This window comes from Microbacterium nymphoidis, from assembly GCF_021044885.1.
GTDB classification, from domain to species: domain Bacteria; phylum Actinomycetota; class Actinomycetes; order Actinomycetales; family Microbacteriaceae; genus Microbacterium; species Microbacterium nymphoidis.
In genome coordinates, this window is sequence record NZ_JAJNOD010000001.1 from 379662 (window position 1) to 399346 (window position 19685).

Genomic DNA, 19685 nt, shown 5'->3' on the forward strand with positions numbered 1-19685 from the left:
TGCGGTGAGTCGGGTGCGATGCGGTGAATCGGGTGCGATGCGGTGAATCGGGTGCGGTGCGGTGAATCGGGTTCGGTGCGGTGAGTCGGGTTCCGGTGGGGTGGGTCGGGTGCGGCGCGGTGAGTCGGGTTCCGGTGGGGTGAGCCGGGTTCGGCGCGGTGAGTCGGGTTCGGCGCGGTGAGTCGGGTTCCGGCGTCGGCGCGGTGCTGGGCGGCGATGTGCCCCGGCAAGGAATGTCGCGGTCGCGTCCCGGGTGGCGTTCCCGGAGGTCAGCTCGTCGGGCGCTCGGTGCAGGTGGCGAGCACGCGGGAGCCGAGCATCGGCTTCGCGAACCGGTCCAGCACCTCCGTGGGAGAGAGCCCGTCCGTGCGGGACGAGATGAACAGCTGCACCGCGGGCTGGCGGCCGAACGTCGTGACTCGGTAGTGGTTTTCGTCCGTGGAATCCACGAGCCAGTCGATTCCGGCGATCGTCTGGCACGGGGTGGTCGACGCCATCGGGACCTCGACGCCGCAGGCCATCAGGATCTCCGCCTTCGAGCCCCAGGCCGCCGTCGACTGCGCGTCGGTCCACACGCGCGGCAGGCCGGCGATCGTGTCGTACGAGCCGGTCTTGTTCAGCTGCGCCATCATCGCCGCGCACTGGGGATCATCGGCGTTCGGGGCCGCCTGTATGGAGATCGTCTGCGAGCATCCCGTCAGTGAGAGCACGAGGGCTGCGGATGCGAGGGACGCGCCGACGAGGGCGCCGATACGACGGAGGAGACTCACCCCTCCAGGCTAACCCGCCCGCCTCCGCGTCAGCCGCGTGCCGCCCCTGGTGCTCGGGTAGCGTGGAGGGATGTCTCAGGCGCCCCTCCGTCCCGATGCCGCGACGCCGATCTCCCAGGTCTCGGAAGGGGAGCTGCTGGCCTGGATCACCGCGCGGGTCCCGGATGTGCGGCACGACGGCGCGACGATCCTCGGAATCGGAGACGATGCCGCCGTGCTTCGCTTCGGCGGAGACGCCGTGGTGACCACCGACACCCTCGTGCACGGACCCGACTTCCGCATGGCCTGGTCGGACGCTTCCTCACTCGGCTGGAAAGCCGCGGCGGTGAACCTCGCCGACGTGGCCGCGATGGGGGCGCGACCCACGGCGCTCCTGATCGCCCTCACGCTTCCCGCGGACCTGCCCCTCGGCTGGGTGGGGGACTTCTACGACGGGCTCGTGAGCGCCTGCCGCTGGTTCGGAGACGACATCCAGGTGGTCGGTGGCGACGTGACCGTCTCGCCCACGCTGACGATCGCTGTGACGGCATTGGGAGATCTGCGAGGAGCCGGCCCGGTGCTGCGCAGTGGGGCTCGCGCGGGCGACGTGCTCGCGCTCGCCGGCGAACAGGGCCCCGCAGCCCGTGGGCTGCAGGTGCTGTTTGCACGCTTCCGCGACGCGGAGGGCAGGCCCGTGGCGGTGGACGATGCGCTCCTCACCGAGGCCGAGCGGTTCGACGTCGGGCGTCAGCTGCGCCCGGAACCTCCGGTGAGGCTCGGTGAGCAGGCCGCTGCCGGCGGAGCCCACGCGCTGATGGACGTCTCCGACGGACTGGTGATGGACGCGCGACGGATGGCACGCGCGTCGGGGGTACGCATCGATATCGACGCGGCGGCGCTGGGCGCAGACCCGGCGGCGGCGCTGGCGGGGGGAGAGGACCACACCCTCCTGGCCGCCTTCCCCGCCGGCCGCGAGCTTCCCGCAGGGTTCCGCAGGATCGGCCGGGTTCTCGCCTCGCCCGTCGGTGACGTGACCGTCGACGGCGCCGTGTACGACGCACGCGGCGGGTGGGACCCGTATCAGGACTGGGACGCGGCGCAGGGCTGAGCGATCTCGCTGAGTCGTGGACGCGCATCAGGATGCGCAAGCGCAGCAGGCGCGCTCCATCCCGTCGAGGCGATGGCGTCAGACGGAGGCGAGCTCGCCCCACCACACGGTGGTGTCGCCGTAGGTCTTGTCGCGCATCGCGGACATCCCCGCAGCCGACCAGTCCGGCGCTGGGGAGCGCTTCGCCCGCTCGACGATGACCACAGCGTCGGGGGACAGCCGCGGAGTGAGGGCGGCGAGCACCTCCGCGATCTCCCCTTCGGCGACATCGTAGGGAGGGTCGATGAAGACGAGATCCCAGACCAGCGACGTCGACCGCAGGAACGGCAGCACCCCGCTCTGGTGGACCCGAGCGCCCACGCCGGTCGCCTTGGCGACACCCGCCGCGTTCCGGCTCGCGACCGCGGCCGCCGCCCGGGCCTTCTCGACGAGATCCACCGCGCTTGCACCCCGGCTGGCGGACTCCAGCCCCAAAGCTCCGGATCCGGCGTAGAGGTCGAGCACGCGCGCACCGTCGATGAGTCCGTGCGTCTCGAGACTGCCGAACAACGATTCGCGGACGCGATCACTGGTCGGCCGGGTTCCTGCATCGGGAACGGCCAGTCCGAGGCCCCGGGCCGCACCCGCGATGATCCGTGTCACCGCTCCAGCCTATCCGCGCTCGCGCGGCTCACGCGGCGGGGGTGTCCGACGGCGACAGTAGGCTGGAGCGGTGCAGTTCGGTGTGGACACCAGCCTCGACAGCGCGATCGGCGCCAAGACCGCCGGCGTGCTCGCGAAAGCGTTCGAAATGCGCACTGTGGGTGACCTCATCGGTCACTATCCGCGTCGCTACGCCAGTCACGGCGAGCTGACTCCCATCCGGTCGCTCCCCATCGGCGAGCAGGTGACCATCGTCGCGGAGGTGCGAAAGGTCTCCGAGCGTCGGATGCAGGCCCGGCGCGGGTCGCTTCTGGAAGTCGTGATCAGCGACGGCAACGGCGAGATGGCGCTCACGTTCTTCAACCAGGCGTGGCGCCAGGGCGAGTTGCGTCCCGGCAGGCGCGGGATCTTCGCCGGCAAGGTGGGCCTCTACAAGGGCGGTCTGCAATTCGCGCACCCCGAGTACGAGCTGTTCGATGACGAGGCCTCGGTCGACGCGGCCCGCTGGGCGAACACTCCCATCCCGATCTATCCGGCAACGGCCGCGCTTCCCAGCTGGCAGATCCGTAAGACCATCGAGACCGTGCTCGATGGGCTCGGGCCGATACCCGATCCGCTCCCGCCGGAGTTCGCCGCGGCGCACAAGTGCATCCCCGCCCGCGACGCGATCGAGGCCGTGCACCGGCCCGAGACCGTGTCGCAGGCGCACGTCGCGCGCCACACGCTGCGGATGCAGGAGGCGCTCCTGCTGCAGACCGCTCTTCTGCAGCAGCGCGCCGAGGTCCGCCGGCTGCACGCCGTGTCTCGGCCCGCGGGGTCGCTGCTGGAGCGGTTCGACGCCGCGCTCCCGTATACGCTCACCCCCGATCAGCAGGCGGTGGGCGCCGTCATCGCCGAGGACCTCGTGGGCGAGTGGCCCATGAACCGGCTCGTGCAGGGCGAGGTCGGCTCCGGAAAGACGCTCGTCGCGCTGCGAGCCATGCTGCAGGTGGCACAGACCGGCGGGCAATCCGCCCTGATCGCGCCCACGGAGGTGCTGGCCGCCCAGCATCTCCGCTCCATCGCGAAGATGCTCGGGCCACAGCTCGCGCCCGAGCTGATCCCCACGCTCCTCACCGGTCAGATGCCGGCTGCCGAACGCCGCAAGGCCGCGTTGCGGGTGGCGGCGGGCCAGGCGCGCATCGTGGTGGGAACGCACGCGCTGCTCAGCGAGAGCACGACGTTCGCCGAGCTCGGACTCGTGGTGGTCGACGAACAGCACCGCTTCGGCGTCGAGCAGCGCGAGACCCTGCGGGCGAAAGGCACCGCGCCGCATGCGCTGGTGCTCACCGCCACGCCGATCCCGCGCACCGTCGCGATGACCGTGTTCGGCGACCTCGACGTGTCGACGATCCGCACGATGCCCGCGGGCCGCGCGGGCATCACCACCCACGTCGCCCCGCTCGCCGACAAACCGAGCTGGTTCGGCCGGGTGTGGGAGCGTGCCGCCGAGGAGGTGGCACAGGGGCGCCAGGTTTTCGTCGTGTGCGCCGCGATCGACGCCCAGAAGGAGCTGGTGGACGGCGAACTGCCGCCTCCGGTGGAGGGCGAAGCCAGCGGACCGCGGTGGGGCGTGGTGCAGGTCGCCGAGATGCTCGCCGTGCATCCGTCGTTCGCCGACATCCGCGTGGCGGTGCTGCACGGCAAGATGCACTCCGAGGAGAAGGACGCGATCATGCGGGCCTATGCCGCCGGCGAGATCGACGTGCTGGTTGCCACCACCGTCATCGAGGTGGGCGTGGACGTGCCCAACGCCTCCACCATGATCATCCTGGAGGCGGACCGGTTCGGCGTCTCCCAGTTGCACCAGTTGCGCGGACGGGTCGGACGAGGGGGAGTTCCGGGGTTGTGCCTGCTCGTCACGGAGGCGGAGGACGGTACGCCCGCTCGCACGCGCGTGGAGGCGGTTGCGGCGACGCTCGACGGCTTCGAGCTCGCCGAGGTCGACCTGGAGCTGCGCGGGGAGGGCGACGTGCTCGGTGACGCGCAATCCGGGGCCCGATCATCGCTGAAGCTGCTGCGCGTGGTGAAGGACGCCGACACCATCGCCATCGCCCGTGCAGAAGCAGAGCGGCTGCTGGAGGCGGACCCGACGCTTGCCGCTCATCCGGCCCTCGCCGATGCGGTCGCGCGCCGGGTCACCCAGGCGGAGCGCGCGGCGCTCGGCAAGAGCTGACGTCGCGGTCCGCTCGGGGGGAAACTGGAGTTCGCATCCTGACCGCCACGCGGCGCTGACCCCATAGGCTGTGAGCATGAACAGCAGGATCGCCGTCGTCCCCGGATCCTTCGACCCGCCCACGCTCGGTCATCTCGATGTGATCACCCGTGCCGCAGAGCTGTACGACGAGCTTCACGTGCTCGTCGTCCACAACCCTGAGAAGCACGCCATGCTGCCGATCGCACAGCGTCTGAGTCTGCTGGAGCAGTCGATTCGCGACGCGGGGCTTGCGGGCAACATCGTGGTGGCTTCGTGGAGCATGGGGCTGCTGGTGGACTACTGCGTCGAGGTCGATGCGGGAGTGCTGGTGAAGGGAATCCGCTCGCAGGTCGACGTCGCGTACGAGACGCCCATGGCGATCGTGAACCGCGGACTCGCGGGCGTCGAAACGGTGTTCCTCCTCCCGGACCCCGCGCATGCCCTGGTGTCCAGCTCGCTGGTGCGCCAGGTGGCAGGACTCGGCGGCGACGTGTCCGCGTATGTGCCGCCGGCCGTCGCTGCGTTCCTCGACACCGGCGCACGCGACCTCTGAGGCCTGCCCGCACGGTAGACTGGTCGGTTGTGAAGACCACCCGACCCGGACCGTTCTCCCTTCCCGTGCGCGATATCGTGCACCAGCCGGGAGAGATGCGCGAGTTCACGCTCACCATTCCCGCCCCTGAGAAGTGGGGGGAGGGACTCATCGCCGTCCCCGCGGGTGAAGAGCTGGACCTGGACGTGCGTCTGGAGTCCGTCCACGAGGGCATCCTCGTGACCGCGGAGATCCGCACGAGCGTCGAAGGGGAGTGCAGCCGGTGCCTCACCGAGTTCACTCAGGGTGTCGAAGTCGAGTTCCAGGAGCTTTTCGCGTACTCTGGAGATGAAGAGACTGACTTCGAGGTTCAAGACAACCACGTGGATCTTGAAACTCCGGTCAGGGATGCGATTGTTCTGTCGCTTCCATTTCAGCCGGTGTGTCAGCCGGATTGCCCCGGTCTTGATCCGGCCACGGGCGAGCGGCTGACGACTGCGTCGGCGGAAGACTCCTCAGCCCCCATCGATCCCCGATGGGCTGCGCTTCAAGGACTCACAGACCAGGCAGCCGGAACGACCGGTTCCGAGCTGCGCAACACGGAAGAGAGCTAGTCATGGCAGGTAACCCCCCGAAGCGGAAGGTCTCCCGCTCCAACACCCGTTCGCGTCGCGCGCAGTGGAAGGCCGAGGCCCCCACGCTCGTCAAGACCATCGAGAACGGCAAGGTCGTTTACAGCCGTCCGCACCAGGCGAAGGTCGTCACCGACTCGCAGGGCACCGAGCTGTTCCTGGAGTACAAGGGCCGCAAGGTCGCTGACATCTGAGACACCTCACCGCGGGAAGCACAGTGACTGAACTGACCGCATTGATGCAGAAGCTCGGCGTCGTCCTCGACGCCGAGCTTCTGTCGCTTGCGCTGACACATCGCTCGTATGCGTACGAGAGCGGGGGCATCCCGCACAACGAACGTCTGGAGTTCCTCGGAGACTCCGTGCTGGGTCAGGCGACGACCGTACTCCTGTACACGCGCCACCCCGACCTCGACGAGGGCTCCCTCGCGAAGCGACGCGCGAGCGTCGTCTCGACGGTGGCTCTCGCGGAGGCCGCACGCACGCTGGGCATCGGCGAGTTCCTGAAGCTCGGCCGCGGCGAGGAGCAGACCGGCGGGCGCGACAAGGACTCGATCCTCGCCGACACCACCGAGGCCATCATCGGCGCCACGTACCTGTCCGCAGGTCCCGACGAGGCGACCGCACTGGTTCACCGCATCATCGAGCCGCTGCTGGCTGACCCCGAGCGCTACGGCGCGGCGGTGGATCCGAAGACGGCCCTGCAAGAGGTCGCCGCGAAGCTCGGCATGACGGCACCGGTGTACAGCATCGAGGCCGAAGGCCCCGATCACGACCGCCGGTTCACCGCGACGGTGTGCGTCGACGACATCTGCACCACCGGCACCGGAACCAGCAAGAAGACGGCCGAGATGGCGGCGGCACTCGCCGCCTGGCACGTCCTCAGCGAGCGTGCCTGAGCTCCCCGAGGTCGAGGTCGTCCGCGCCGGACTGTCGCCGGCGCTCACGGGCGCGACGATCACCGGGGTGTCGGTGCTGGATGACCGTGCGCTCACTCGTCACCTCGGCGACGCTGCCTCCTTCGAAGCGGAGCTGCGGGGTGCCACCGTGCTGAGTGCCGCGCGGCGGGGCAAGTTCCTGTGGTTCCCGCTGGCGACCGGTCGGGCTGTCGTCGGTCATCTCGGGATGAGCGGGCAGATGCTGTTGCGCGAACCCGATGCTCACCCGGAACGCCACGAGCGGGTCCGCCTCATCGTGGATCACCCGCAGCACGGCGAACTCGCCGTGGTGTTCGCCGATCAGCGGACGTTCGGCTCGCTGGCCATCGATGACCTCGTGGCGACGACCGACGCGCTTCCTGCCGGCTGGGGCGCACACGACGCCCTCATTCCCACGCAGGTCTCGCATATCGCGCGGGATCCGATGGACGAGGCATTCTCGCTCACCCCGGTGCGGGCGCGTCTGGCCCGTACCGATTCGGCCATCAAGCGGGTTCTCCTGGACCAGGGCGTGGTCAGCGGAATCGGCAACATCTATGCGGACGAGTCGCTCTGGGCCGCCCGTATCCACCCGGAGACTCCCGCGAGTGCTCTGTCGACCCGCGCCGTGAACCGCCTGTTCGCCGAGGTCCGCGCCGTGCTGGAGAAGGCTCTCGCCGAGGGCGGCACCAGCTTCGATGCCCAGTACGTCAACGTGAACGGGCAGGCGGGCTATTTCGCGCACTCGCTGCACGCATACGGGCGCGACGGCAAGCCGTGCGATCGCTGTGGCACATCGCTCGTGCGGGTGTCGTTCACCAATCGCTCCAGCCACTTCTGCCCCCGCTGCCAGCGCAAGCGCTGAATACCGGAGAGCCGGGAACGCCGCCCGGAACGAATCCGAGCGGCGTCCCCGTCTTCCACGGCTGCTTACAGCGTCTTGGCGTCGATGACGAAGCGGTAGCGCACGTCGGCGGAGAGCACCCGCTCCCAGGCGTCGTTGATCTGATCGGCGGAGACCAGCTCGGTCTCGGGGTGGATGCTGTGCTCGGCGCAGAACTCCAGCATCTCCTGGATCTCGGTGATGCTTCCCGTCGTGGATCCGGCGATGGAACGCCGCGCGGGGATCAGCGAGAATGCCGGAACGCTGAACGGCTCGGCCGGCGCGCCGACGACCACCAGGGTGCCGTCGACGTCGAGGAGGCTGAGGTACACCCGGATGTCGATGCCTGCCGAGACCGTGTTGATGATGAGGTCGAGGCCGCCGCGCAGCTCCCGCATGGCCTCGCGATCCGTCGTGTCGACGTATCGGTGCGCGCCGAAGGCCAGGGCATCCTCGCGCTTGGCGGTGCCGCGGGAGAGGACCGTGACGTCCGCACCGAGCGCGGCGGCGAACTTGACACCCATGTGCCCGAGCCCGCCCATGCCCACGACTCCGACCCGGGTGCCGGGGCCAACGTTCCAGTGGCGCAGCGGAGAGTAGGTCGTGATCCCCGCGCACAGCAGCGGGGCGGTCTTCGCCGGGTCGAGGCCGGCGGGGATCGCGAGCACGTAGTCCTCGTTGGTGACGACGGCCTGCGAGTAGCCGCCCTGGGTGATCGTGCCGTCGGCCGGGTCGATGCTGTTGTAGGTCTGGGTGTTGCCGGCCAGGCAGTACTGGTCGTGGCCCTGCACGCACTGCGCGCATTCGCCACACGAGTTGGACTGGCATCCGACGCCGACGAGGTCACCGATGCGGTGGCGAGTGACAGCGCTGCCGATCGCGGCGACGCGCCCGACGATCTCGTGGCCCACCACCTGCGGATAGGTGATCGGGCCCCAGTCGCCGCGGATCGTGTGGATGTCGGAGTGACAGATACCGGCGTACTCGATGTCGATGAGCACGTCGTGCGGGCCGACTTCGCGTCGCTCGATCGTCAGTGCAACGAGGGGGCCGGTGGCATCCACCGCGCCGTAGGCCTTCACTGTGGTTGTGGTCATGACTCCATTCTTCTGCCGTCACGTTGCAATGCGGCGCCGTCGCGGCCGGACATGCACGCGGGACCGCCGGTGAAAGATGGAAATCACATGCGGGAGAGCCGTCCACGGTGCGATATCGATCTTCCATCGCTCGCGGTCGTCCGGTGTGAGACTGGCGGGCGACTAACCGCGGGGGAGCGGCGAGGTGAGGGCCGCGAACCAGTCGCGAATCGCCTGGCGCTCGCCGTCACCACAGACATAGCCGTATCCGACGTACGAGTTGTCGTACCACAGCGACCATCCGCCGTAGTAGTCCAGCGCGTAGCAGTCGGCCATCTTCTCGCGGCTGCCCTCGAAGTAGCCCTCTGAGAGAAGGCGATCGGTCTCTCCCACGTAGTCCTCGTACCGGTAGACGTCGGCGCCCTGATAGACGTGCGCCAGTTCGTGCACCGTGATCATCCGGAGCGACCACTCATTGGCGAACTGATCGCCCGGCATGAGGTGGACCGTCAGCAGGTCATCGCCGTTCACGCACCCGAGCGTGCGCCATTCGCCGTTGTCGGTGATGGGACAGACATCGCCGGCATCCCACCGGATGTCGATGAAGCCGTTGCCGGCATTGTCGACGATGTCCTCGGCGATCGTGCCGCTGTCGTTATTGCGCCGGGCTGCGGCCGCATCGATGCGCTGCTGCAGATTCTGCCGCTGTTGCACGGCCTGCTGAACGAGCGATGCAGCATCGGTGCTGGTGAGCAGGGGGTCGGCCGCCTGCTGTTCCAGGAAGCGGAAGTCGTTCGGGCGAGCAACGAGCGCGGCGACCGGATTGCCGTCAATGGCCCCGTACAGCGCGTAGTAGGCGTCACGCTCCGCGGCGAACGCGGCGAGCTGTTCGGCCAGTGCATCCGCTTCGGGATCCGCCGTCGGGGTGGGAGACGGGGCCGGCGGAGGAAGCGGTGTCGTCGTGATTGCGGGAGCAGCGGTGGGGCGTGATCCGCCGGCCGAGATCGCGCCGCCCAATCCGCTGACCACAAGCGCCAGCGCGATCACGAAGCCGGCGACCCCGAGACAGCCGCAGCCGGCGAACCAGCATCCGCGTCGGCGGCGCGGCGGCGGTGCGGGGTATCCCGCCGCAGCTGCAGGGGGCGGATACGGCCCGGGCTGCACGGGACGCGATACCGGCGCGGGCGATGGCTGACGCGCATACGGCGGCATCTGCGGCGCTCGGCGCGGTTCGGGCCGTCGTGGGCTGTCCGCGGGCCTCGGCTGGGTCCCCGGTGATGAGAGCGCCGCCGGATTCACCGACGCGATCCACTGCCGCAGCCGCGGATACGCCGCAGGATTGCGCATGATGACCGCGTGCAGATCCCGGCGCCGTGTGGCGATGTCTGCGAGCTGTTGTGGTGGCGTCCGCGGATCTCCCGCGGCGCGCCGATCGTGATCAGCCGTCATTCTTCCCCCTGTGGCCATGCTAGCCCGAAGCGGCGGTCTCACCCTTCGGTGCCGGATCGGAAGGACCACCGCGCGAGCCCGTGTGCGCTTCGCGGAAGACGCGCCGGCGGCGGATCGTCACCGTGTCCACGAGAAGGAGGCCCAGGTGACGGTGCACGAAGTACTCGGTGAGCTCCGCGTCATCGATGTCCTCTCCCGCGATATCGAGTCGGAACCCCTGCGTCTGCAGACCACCGCCGTTCGCGAAGGTGACGTCGGCATCGAACTCGACGCGCCACTGCTCATCCATCCGGTGAGCGTAGCGCGCGCTGGAACCGGTACGGGTATCGAGACTCGGGATCTCAGTTCGTGAACCAGGGCACGGCGTCGTGCACGATGGCTTCCCCGTGATGCGGTCGGATGGTGAGGGCGTACTCACCGTCACCGGTCTCCGCCAGCGCGACCAGGTAGGTGCCGGGGTCCACGTCGAGGCGATGCGCGTACGAGGCGAGCGGACCCTCGTCCGCGAACTGCGCGGCCATCGTGAGCTGCGTGTAGTCGGTGAGCCACAGTCCGCCGTCGCCGACGCGCACGACGCCGTATGCCCGACGGATCACGTTCTCCGCCTCCTCGGCGTCGACGGTGAGCGCAGCATCCGCAGCCTCGTCGCCCGGGTAGGCCACGAACAGTGAACCGGCGTTCATCTGCTCGGCGAACTTCGTCAGCAGATCTGGCAGCGTCCAGTCCTCGTCCACGAATCCGCTGTAGCCATCGGGCGCAACGACGCAGACGAATCCGTCGGCGTCGACCTCGTACTCGTCCATACCCACACCCTAGGGCCCGTCTGCGGGAACACGACGTCTCGTTATGCTGAGTGCATGAAGAGTTGGGGGCGACGCGTTCTGCTCGTGCTGTTCTGGGGCAGCGTGGGAGCCCTGCTCGCGGGCGGGATCTCGCTGATCCTGGGAGCGGGCGAAGCGAGCGTGCTGCCGTTCGTCGTCGGCACGATCGGCGCCAGCGTGATCGGCCCGATCGCTGCGGTGATGGGGGCGAAGACCGTCACCGGCCAATCGATCGCCCAGCTGGCGAAGGCGAAGCCCGATGAACCACTTCCCGCGGATGCTCCGCGGCTGATCGCCCGGATCGAATCGCTGCGTGAAGCCGGCGTGACGGTGCAGAACTTCCACCACCTCTTCGAGATCGAGATCACGGTGTTCCCGCGCACAGGGCAGCCGCACCGGGAGACCATCTCGCAGTTCATCACGCTGGGGGACCTGCCGAATCTCGCGACCGGCGCTTTCGTCGTCGCGGCCACGACCGATGCCGGGACGAAGATCGATCTGCGTCCGGCGCCCCAGTGGGCCGAGTCGCTCCGCACCGCGCCGGAGCTGTACGGGCGGATCACCGCCCCGGCTGCGACGCATACCCCTCCGGCAGACACCCGCGAGGAGGTCGTGCTGGGCGCGGGCCGCGCGATGCATCCGGCCCGCCGGGCCGTGAACCTTTTCCTCGTGGCGGTGTGCGTAGCGGGAGGCGCGTACGGATCTCTGCTGTACGTCTTCAACGGAGCGGACCGTCTCACCGTCGCCGTCGTCGAGACGCCGCAGCGCTGGTCGGGACAGGTGCACGGTCTCTGGGACTCGGCACGACTGCCGCTCGAACTGGCCGACATCCAGGCGCAGCTGGGCGATCGTGAGCTCCAGCACATCGTCGTCTTCTCCGACTTCATCTCCCTCGGCGTCCACAGCGACACCGACCCGATCGGCTTGGACACCTATGCGGTGCGCAACGGGCGGCTGGATGAGCCGTGGGCGTCGACGCGGAGTGACGACGGAGGATTCTCCGCGGCCGACATCGACACGGATCTCATTCGCGAGGTCACTCAGCGGATCTACCGCGAGACCCCGGACGCGGAGATCAGCGACGTGCAGGTGCGCAGGAGCGCCGGCGCGCTTGAACTCAACGTGTCCATCACCGGGAAGTACCAGTCCACCTACCGCGTGTTCGACGCAGTCACCGGGGAAGAGATCCCGCAGGGCTGATCACGCTGCGGGTGCGCAGCAGGTGGGCCTGGCGTGACATCCACGGCCGCTGGTGATTCGACGATGTCACTCGGGACGCGTGCCCACCGAGCTGACGGGCGCGAGAGAGCGTCGGCGGTCAGTTCAGCGTGAGGTCCCAGGCCGCGCTGAGCTTCACCGGTGTGAACCCCAGCACGTCGTTGATCGCGAGCATCGGGACGTTCTCGGCGGCGTTCTCAGTGGTGATGATGACAGCGTGCGGGGCCCGCTCATGCAGACCCATCACCCCTGCAGCCTTCACGAGCGTGCCGAGACGATGACCGCGGTGCTCCGCGAGCACGAGGGTGTCGCCCTGGCTCACCTCGGTCGAGTCCTCGCGGTAGCCCAGTTCGTTGATCGCAACCGCGCGATCGGAGGATTCGTCGATCGCCATCGTGATCAGCGTCTGCCAGCCGTCGCCGTGATGGATGCTCTCCCAGTCGGCCACGCGCTGCTCGTCCCAGACCTGTTCGCCGACCGCGAGGTTCCCGTACGGCGCATCGGTGCTCATGCGCTCGCGCATCAGAGCAAAATCTGCGACCCGCTCGCGGGGAAGCGGCAGGGTGAACTGCTCGACGCGATATCCGTCTGTGTGCCGCTCGGCCTCGGCGCGGATCGCCGACATCCCGGCGACGCACTCCGGCAGGTTCAGTTCGGAGCGCACGTACACCTGCTGAAGAGTGAACCCCTGCGCGAGGATGAAGCGCGCTGTGTCGTCGCGCGGGATGGACCCGTGCCCAGAGGCGGCATCGACGCCCGATCCGGCTTCGTGCTCGCTCCAGACCCGGAGGGTCCCGGCGCCTTCGCGGGTCGCAGCGTCGCGGATGATCCGCGCCATCTCCGTCCCCGCACCGCGACCGCGATACGCGGAGGAGATCTCGATGACGACGGGCGAAACGCGTTCGGCCGTGTCGAGCTCAATGGCGAGCCCGGCACGACCGATCAGCTCCGCGCCCTCACGGATCACCCAGGTGAAGGAGGCGACCCGGCCGGCGTCCGCCAGGAACCAGCCGAGCACCTCCGCGGAAGTGCGGGAGATCGCCCGCTCGCCGGCCTCCTCGACACGCTGCCGCATACGGATGTCGCAGTAGTCGAGGAAGCCGGCGGCGTCGGGTGCATCCACCGATTCCGGGATGGTGATGAGCTCGTACTCGAAAGACGGGCCGGAGGGCTTCCTCACGGTGTGAGCCGCTTCTGCCACGCGCCGATGTAGCCGGCCGGCACGAAGCCGAGCTCTTCGTTGATCGAGAGCATCGGCCGGTTCTCCTCTGCGTTCCACGTGAGGATGCGCGTGGAGTGCGGGTTCTGTTCGCGCCAGCGGAGGATGCCTGCCGTCTTCACGAGCATGCCGAGCCGGTGTCCGCGGTGATCGCCATGTACCAGGGTGTCGCCCTGGAATGTCGTGCTCGCCGGGTCGGACGCCTCACGGGAGAGCACGTTGAACGCGACGAGCTCGCCGGAGGCGATGTGCCGCGCCACGGTCGTTTGCGTGCGCTCGCCCGACGCCGCGCGCCGTTCATCCTTCTGGATGATCCGCTCGGAACTCCACTTCTCGGGGACCAGCTCGAGCGCTGCTGTCGGGATGTCGGTAGACATCCGCTCGTGCAGCCGGGCCATCGGCTCGCGGAACTCCGCCGGGGTGGCGTCGTCCCACGCGAGAACCTCATAGCCCTCGGCGGCCGTCGCAGCCCGCGCCTGGTGCTCGCGCACGGGGGCGAGGTCCGCCGTGAGGTCGAACGAGCTCTTGCGCTCGACCTGCTCGAAGCTCCAGCCGCGCCCAGCGAGGAACCTCGCGATGTGGTCCTCCGGGATCGATCCGAAACCGGTCGGGGGCGTGAGCCGTGGCAGTGTCGGATCAGGGAGGTGCTCGGCCTCGCCGATCAGGGTGAGACGGCCCATGCTGCGAGCCTCGTCCTCGATCACGCGGAGCGCGAGGGTCCCGATTCCCTGGCTTTCGAACTCGGGTAGCAGCAGGATCTCGGTGTACACCGATGTCGCTCCCGCCTCGACCGGAGCGTGCATCCGCGCGAGGCCCACCGGGCGGCCACCCAGCTCGCACAGCCAGAGGCGGTGCAGCTGGGTGGTGCCGGTGAACTCCTGGAGGAAGGCCGCGGGCGTGGTGTCTTCCTCATCGGTGCCGGACGGGATCGCGTACACCGCATTGCGAAGCGCGGTGGCGGTTTCGATGTCGCCGGTGACGGCGGTCTCGTCCGGTGCGATGGGGATCTGGCGAATGGTGGTCATGTCGGCTCCTTATCGGATGATCGGCCCGAAGGCGGTAGCACGCAGCAGGCGCAGTTCGTGCTCCTGGCGGATGGCGTCGATGCGGTCACCCGGACGGCTGGTGGGCTTGGGTGTCTCGGCGCGCAGGATCAGCCAGAGGCCGATGCGCAACGCGAGCCGGTCGGCCAGCCCCAGACGAGCCAGGCGCTGCGGCGTCGGCAGCTGTTGAGGAGGGTGGGTCAGGCCGTCGGGCCTGGTGAGGAGTGTGTTCACGGTAGTGACCTTCGTTGAGTGCGCTCGGCAGGCGCCGGTGCGCGGTGCATGAGTAGCGGACGAGTCGATGACTCGTCGGGCGGCGGAGAAGCCAGACGTCGCGAACGCGTGCGGATGGGCGTCCTGAGGGACAGCTCACCCGCGCTGATGCGTGGGTCGATGCGATGTCGGAAGAGGCGATCGGAGGAGCGGGGCTCTACTCCGGGCTGACGCTGCTACGCCCCGACGTGACCGGGATCACGACGAAGGGATGCGTTGAAGCCTGCGGCGCGGCCAGCGATGTAGCCTGCGGTTGCGAGACGGTTGTTCATGAACATGGCATCCTCCTTTCGTCGTTCGGGTTGCGACGCTAGCGCGGAAACGGCGACCGAGTCAACATTCCGGGCGTGTCGCGGCGTGTCGCGCCTCTCGGGCGGGAGAGGGGGCATCCGGTAACGTGGGCAGGTAAGTCAACGGCCAGGAGGGCACGGATGCACCTGAAGAGCCTCACGCTCAAGGGGTTCAAGTCGTTCGCGCAACCGACCACCTTCGCCCTCGAACCCGGAGTCACTGCCATCGTCGGCCCCAACGGCTCGGGCAAGTCCAACGTCGTCGACGCCCTCGCGTGGGTGATGGGGGAGCAGGGCGCGAAGACCCTTCGCGGCGGGAAGATGGAGGACGTCATCTTCGCCGGGACCTCGACCCGTGGCCCCCTGGGGCGAGCGGAGGTCGCGCTCACGATCGACAACGCCGACGGTGCCCTGCCCATCGAGTACAGCGAGGTCACCATCTCCCGCACGCTGTTTCGCAACGGCAGCAGCGAGTACGCGATCAACGGGGAGTCCGTACGTCTGCTGGACGTTCAGGAGCTGCTGAGCGATTCCGGCCTCGGCCGGGAGATGCACGTCATCGTCGGGCAAGGCCGGCTGGACACGGTGCTGCAGGCGACGCCGGAGGACCGGCGCGGCTTCATCGAGGAGGCGGCAGGTATCCTCAAGCACCGCCGCCGCAAGGAGAAGACCCTTCGCAAGCTGGACGCGATGGAAGCCAACCTCACCCGCCTCAGCGATCTGGCCGGAGAGATCCGTCGCCAGCTGAAGCCGCTCGGCAAGCAGGCCGAGATCGCCCGCGAGGCCGCGACGATCGCCGCGGTGGTGCGTGATGCGAAGGCCCGGCTGTTCGCGGACGATCTGGTGGGGCTGCGGACGGCGCTCGCGGATGCCGCGCGGAACGAGCAGGAACGCCACGCCGAGCGAGCGCTGTTGCAGGACCAGGCCGCCGGGCTTCGCGCCCGGATGGAGGTGCTGGAGAAACAGCAGAGCACCACGGAGGTGGATGCCGCGCGCAGCGTGCTGTTCGGCCTCGAGCAAGCCCAGGAACGACTGCGGAGCCTGTTCACCCTGGCGAACCAGCGACTGGCGCTGCTCGGATCAGACGATGATGTTCAGCCCGGTGTGAGCGTGACCCAGGCCGACATCGATGAGGCGCGGTCCCAGATCGACGAGATCGCCGCCGGCCTCGGCGACGCCCGCGAAGCCGCGGCCGCGGCTGCGGCGGACGTCGTGCGGGCGCGCGGGGAGCTGGATGCCCTGGACGCGGAGATCGCCGAGCAGAGCGCCCTCGTCAGCGAACACGATATGAGGATTACTAAGCTGCGTGGCCAGGCCGAGGCTGCCGCGTCGGCGCTGGCTGCCGTTCGAGGTGCGGTGCTTCGCCAGCAGAACGCCTGGGATGCGGCCGACGCCCGCCGCATCGAGGCAGCCGAGGCGGCGGAGCTGCTCGCCGATCAGGAGGCGCCAGAGGGGACCACGGCGTCCCACACCGAGGCGTACGAACACGCGCAACGTGCCGTCACCGCCGCTGAGAGCGAGGTGGAGGGCATCCGGGAGCGCCTGCACGCCGCCGAGCGCGAGGCCGAGGCCCTGACGGCGAAGGCGTCCGCGCTGAGTTCCGCGCTCGCCGTGCGCAACGCCGCCGGGGCGCTCGCCGAGTCCGCGGGCGACGGTGTGCGCGGACTGGTCTCCGACGCCATCGGCGTGACGGCCGGGTACGAGTCGGCGATCGCTGCGGTTCTCGGGCCGCTGGCCGAGGGACTGCTGGTGGAGTCGCGCTCCCACGCGCTCCGCATGGCGGACGCGGTGCGCGGCGAGGACCTCGGCGTCGTCGACATCGCGATCGCGGACGCCGCGGCGCCGGCTCTCGAGCTTCCGCAGCTGCCGGGAACGGTGCCGGCTGTGACGGTCGTCACCGCGCCGCCGGGAATCGTGGGGCTGCTGCGCAGCGTTCTGATCGCCGATGACCTGGACGCCGCTGCCGCCGCCGCACCGGCGCTGGCCGACATCGACATCCCGGTGACGATCGTCACCCGCGCCGGAGAGGTGTGGACACCGTTCACACTGCGCGCGGGGTCGGGGCAGACCAGCCGCCTGGAGCTGGCCGCCGAGCGCGACGCGGCGGTGGAACGCCTGGCGGAGGTCCGCGTGATCGTCGACAGTCTCAGCGATGCACGCGAGGACGCCCTGGACGTGCTGGAACGAGCGCGTCGTGCCTCCCGCGACGCACTCCAGACGCTGCGGGAGTTCGATGCGGCCGTTGCGGCTCACGCCGAACGGATCAGCAAGGTCACTTCCCGCCTGGAGGCCGCTGCTGCCGAGACGGAGCGCCTGGCGGCGGGGCTCGCGCAGGCGCAGGCCGCCGTCGCGGACGCCGAGTCGAAGTCGGAGACGGCCAGCGCCGAGCTCACCCGCGCCCTGGAGGCACCCCGTCCGATCCTCGACGCCTCGGCGCGCGACGGCCTGCTGGCCGCCCTGGATGCCGCCCGGGAGAACGAGGTGCGCACGCGACTGGAGATCGAGACCCTCCGGGAGCGCGTCCGCTCGGCCGAAACGCGAGCGGTCAGCCTGGAGCGTCAACGCGAGAAGGAGCGCGAAGCGGCGGCAGAAGCCGCGCGGCGCGCCGTGATCCGGCGCGCACAGCGTGAGGCCGCGCAGGGGGTGATCGACGAACTTCCCGACGTGCTGTCCTCCGTCGACCGCTCGGTTTCCGAAGCGCGGGTCGCGCTCGCCGAGGCGGAGGCGGCGCGCGCGGCGCAGTCACAGGAGCTCATCGAGATCCGTGCGCAGGACAAGAGCGTTCGCGATCGACTGGCTGCGCTGACGGAGAGCGTCCACTCCCTGGAACTGCAGATGCACGAGAAGCGTCTGCACGTCACGAGCCTCCTGGAACGAGTGCAGAGCGAGCTGGGATTGGACGAGGACGTCCTGATCGCCGAGTACGGGCCCGACCAGCCGATTCCCGACGAGGCAGACGACGAGGCAGAACCCGTGCCGTTCGAGCGACGTGCTCAGCAGAAGCGGCTGCAGGAGGCGGAGCGCAAGCTCGCGCAGCTCGGCCGGGTGAACCCCTTGGCGCTGGAGGAGTTCGCCGCGCTCGAACAACGGCACAAGTTCCTCACCGAGCAGCTCCACGACCTGACCCAGACGCGTGCCGACCTGATGACGATCATCGCGGAACTCGACGAACGCATGCAGACCATCTTCGCGAGCGCGTTCGAGGACACCCGTGTGGCCTTCGACGAGGTGTTCCCGATCCTCTTCCCGGGCGGCTCCGGCTCCATCACGCTCACCAACCCGAGTGACATGCTGACCACCGGCATTGAGGTGTCGGTGCGCCCGGTGGGCAAGAAGATCGAGCGGCTGTCCCTGCTGTCCGGCGGCGAGCGATCGCTGGCAGCCGTGGCGCTGCTCACCGCGATTTTCATGGCGCGCCCGAGCCCCTTCTACATCCTCGACGAGGTCGAGGCGGCCCTGGATGACGCGAACCTGGGAAGGCTCCTCGGCGTTTTCGAGCGGTTGCGCGAGTCCAGCCAGCTGATCGTGATCACGCACCAGAAGCGGACGATGGAGATCGCGGACGCGCTGTACGGCGTCTCCATGCGCCAGGACGGCGTCTCCGCCGTGGTGGGGCAGCGTGTCGGCGACCGCGCGGCGCGCGTGTAGCGGCGGCGGCGCGCCGGCCGGTCGGTAGGCTGGACCCATGGCTGAAAAGTGGTCCCTGGGTCGTGCACTGCGCGGCATCTTCGTCAAGCCGACGATCGACGAGACGACGTGGGAGGACATGGAGACGGCGCTCATCACCGCCGACTTCGGTCCAGACATCACCGAGCGCATCATCGACGAACTGCGTGAGAAGGTCGACCGATTCCGCACCACGGATCCGAAGGATCTGCAGCGCATGCTGGTGGAGACGCTGGAAGAGCACTTCGCGAAGTTCGACACCACGCTGAAGCTCACCGAGCGTCCGGCGATCGTTCTCGTCGTGGGCGTGAACGGGGTGGGCAAGACCACCACCATCGGCAAATTCGCCAACTTCCTGCGCCGCTACGGGCGCTCGATCGTGGTCGGAGCGGCGGACACGTTCCGCGCGGCCGCCGTCGAGCAGCTGGCCACCTGGGCGGAGCGTGGGGGAGCGGCCATCGTGCGTCCCCAGCAGGAAGGCCAGGATCCGGCTTCGGTCGCGTTCCAGACCATTCAGTACGCGCAGCAGACCGGCACGGAGATCGTGCTGATCGACACCGCCGGGCGCCTGCACACCAAGGGCGGCCTGATGGACGAGCTGGGCAAGATCAAGCGTGTCGTCGAGAAGCTGGCGCCCATCAGCGAGGTGCTCCTGGTGCTGGACGCCACTACCGGGCAGAACGGCGTGATGCAGGCGGAGGCCTTCCTCCAGCATGCGGGCGTCACCGGTCTGGTGCTCACGAAGCTCGACGGCTCCGCGAAGGGCGGGTTCGTGCTCGCGGTGCAGGAGCGCACTGGAATCCCGGTCAAGCTGCTCGGACAGGGGGAGGGCATCGGCGACCTCACCGGCTTCACGCCGCACGTCTTCGCCGAGCAACTGGTCTCCTGAGGAGCGGGCCGCCGTGGCCCAGGGTGCGTTCGCGTCGGGCCCG

At 69.1% G+C, this 19685-nt stretch carries 19 protein-coding genes; 10 read left to right on the plus strand and 9 right to left on the minus strand.

The annotated features are described in order from the left end of the window. Positions 1–269: 269 nt before the first annotated feature. Positions 270–770: a DUF3515 family protein gene (locus LQ566_RS01845; RefSeq protein WP_231089858.1), complete on the minus strand. Its 501-nt coding sequence runs from the start codon at positions 768–770 to the stop codon at positions 270–272. Positions 771–840: 70 nt separating this feature from the next. On the opposite strand from LQ566_RS01845, the gene thiL reads away from it, so the two are divergent. Further along, positions 841–1857, plus strand: coding sequence for a thiamine-phosphate kinase (gene thiL / locus LQ566_RS01850; protein ID WP_231089859.1), 1017 nt, complete (start codon positions 841–843; stop codon positions 1855–1857). A gap of 78 nt (positions 1858–1935) precedes the next feature. On the opposite strand, the gene rsmD is transcribed toward thiL, so the two are convergent. Continuing rightward, a complete protein-coding gene (gene rsmD / locus LQ566_RS01855) occupies positions 1936–2499 on the minus strand; it encodes a 16S rRNA (guanine(966)-N(2))-methyltransferase RsmD (RefSeq protein ID WP_231089860.1) in 564 nt (187 codons plus the stop codon). 70 nt (positions 2500–2569) lie between these two features. Between rsmD and LQ566_RS01860 the strand changes: the two genes are divergently transcribed. The 6 genes from LQ566_RS01860 to mutM all read left to right on the plus strand — a co-directional run bounded on the left by LQ566_RS01860 (position 2570) and on the right by mutM (position 7680). Further along, complete coding sequence (locus LQ566_RS01860) at positions 2570–4714, plus strand: ATP-dependent DNA helicase RecG (RefSeq protein ID WP_231089861.1); 2145 nt, start codon at positions 2570–2572, stop codon at positions 4712–4714. 76 nt (positions 4715–4790) lie between these two features. Further along, the gene (gene coaD / locus LQ566_RS01865) at positions 4791–5288 is read left to right on the plus strand and encodes a pantetheine-phosphate adenylyltransferase (RefSeq protein ID WP_231089862.1); all 498 of its coding nucleotides are present in this window, start codon (positions 4791–4793) and stop codon (positions 5286–5288) included. Positions 5289–5383: 95 nt separating this feature from the next. Continuing rightward, positions 5384–5881 (plus strand): YceD family protein, encoded by a 498-nt coding sequence (locus tag LQ566_RS01870; RefSeq protein ID WP_231089863.1) that lies wholly within the window; start codon positions 5384–5386, stop codon positions 5879–5881. A gap of 2 nt (positions 5882–5883) precedes the next feature. Next, entirely contained in the window at positions 5884–6093 is a 210-nt protein-coding gene (gene rpmF, locus LQ566_RS01875; RefSeq protein ID WP_018188062.1) for a 50S ribosomal protein L32, read from the plus strand. A gap of 44 nt (positions 6094–6137) precedes the next feature. Next, entirely contained in the window at positions 6138–6797 is a 660-nt protein-coding gene (gene rnc, locus LQ566_RS01880) for a ribonuclease III (RefSeq protein ID WP_231091352.1), read from the plus strand. Next, positions 6790–7680: a bifunctional DNA-formamidopyrimidine glycosylase/DNA-(apurinic or apyrimidinic site) lyase gene (gene mutM, locus LQ566_RS01885; RefSeq protein ID WP_231089864.1), complete on the plus strand. Its 891-nt coding sequence runs from the start codon at positions 6790–6792 to the stop codon at positions 7678–7680. Before rnc ends, mutM begins: the two co-directional genes overlap by 8 nt. A 65-nt stretch (positions 7681–7745) precedes the next feature. Here mutM and LQ566_RS01890 read toward each other — a convergent pair whose 3' ends face one another. From LQ566_RS01890 to LQ566_RS01905, 4 genes are all read right to left on the minus strand, one after another. Next, positions 7746–8795, minus strand: a complete 1050-nt coding sequence (locus LQ566_RS01890; RefSeq protein ID WP_231089865.1) for an NAD(P)-dependent alcohol dehydrogenase — start codon at positions 8793–8795, stop codon at positions 7746–7748. A gap of 162 nt (positions 8796–8957) precedes the next feature. Next, positions 8958–10223 (minus strand): variant leucine-rich repeat-containing protein, encoded by a 1266-nt coding sequence (locus LQ566_RS01895; protein ID WP_231089866.1) that lies wholly within the window; start codon positions 10221–10223, stop codon positions 8958–8960. Between the two features lie 19 nt (positions 10224–10242). Beyond that, the gene (locus tag LQ566_RS01900; RefSeq protein WP_231089867.1) at positions 10243–10512 is read right to left on the minus strand and encodes a hypothetical protein; all 270 of its coding nucleotides are present in this window, start codon (positions 10510–10512) and stop codon (positions 10243–10245) included. A gap of 52 nt (positions 10513–10564) precedes the next feature. Beyond that, positions 10565–11026, minus strand: coding sequence for a hypothetical protein (locus tag LQ566_RS01905; RefSeq protein ID WP_231089868.1), 462 nt, complete (start codon positions 11024–11026; stop codon positions 10565–10567). A gap of 54 nt (positions 11027–11080) precedes the next feature. Here LQ566_RS01905 and LQ566_RS01910 point away from each other — a divergent pair, with 54 nt between their 5' ends. Then, positions 11081–12244 carry a hypothetical protein gene (locus LQ566_RS01910; protein WP_231089869.1) on the plus strand — a complete coding sequence of 388 codons (1164 nt, stop codon included), beginning with the start codon at positions 11081–11083 and terminating at the stop codon, positions 12242–12244. A gap of 118 nt (positions 12245–12362) precedes the next feature. On the opposite strand, the gene LQ566_RS01915 is transcribed toward LQ566_RS01910, so the two are convergent. From LQ566_RS01915 to LQ566_RS01925, 3 genes are read right to left on the minus strand one after another with little or no spacing between them, the layout of a single operon-like run. Then, a complete protein-coding gene (locus tag LQ566_RS01915) occupies positions 12363–13442 on the minus strand; it encodes a GNAT family N-acetyltransferase (protein ID WP_231089870.1) in 1080 nt (359 codons plus the stop codon). After that, on the minus strand, positions 13439–14506 hold the full coding sequence (locus tag LQ566_RS01920; protein ID WP_231089871.1) for a GNAT family N-acetyltransferase: 1068 nt from the start codon (positions 14504–14506) through the stop codon (positions 13439–13441). The genes LQ566_RS01915 and LQ566_RS01920 overlap by 4 nt, the downstream gene beginning before the upstream one ends. A gap of 9 nt (positions 14507–14515) precedes the next feature. Continuing rightward, entirely contained in the window at positions 14516–14758 is a 243-nt protein-coding gene (locus tag LQ566_RS01925; RefSeq protein ID WP_231089872.1) for a hypothetical protein, read from the minus strand. Positions 14759–15228: 470 nt separating this feature from the next. On the opposite strand from LQ566_RS01925, the gene smc reads away from it, so the two are divergent. Together smc and ftsY are read left to right on the plus strand one after the other, a co-directional pair. Beyond that, on the plus strand, positions 15229–18735 hold the full coding sequence (smc, locus tag LQ566_RS01930; RefSeq protein ID WP_231089873.1) for a chromosome segregation protein SMC: 3507 nt from the start codon (positions 15229–15231) through the stop codon (positions 18733–18735). Between the two features lie 37 nt (positions 18736–18772). After that, positions 18773–19642, plus strand: coding sequence for a signal recognition particle-docking protein FtsY (ftsY, locus tag LQ566_RS01935; protein WP_231089874.1), 870 nt, complete (start codon positions 18773–18775; stop codon positions 19640–19642). The last annotated feature ends 43 nt before the right edge of the window (positions 19643–19685 follow it).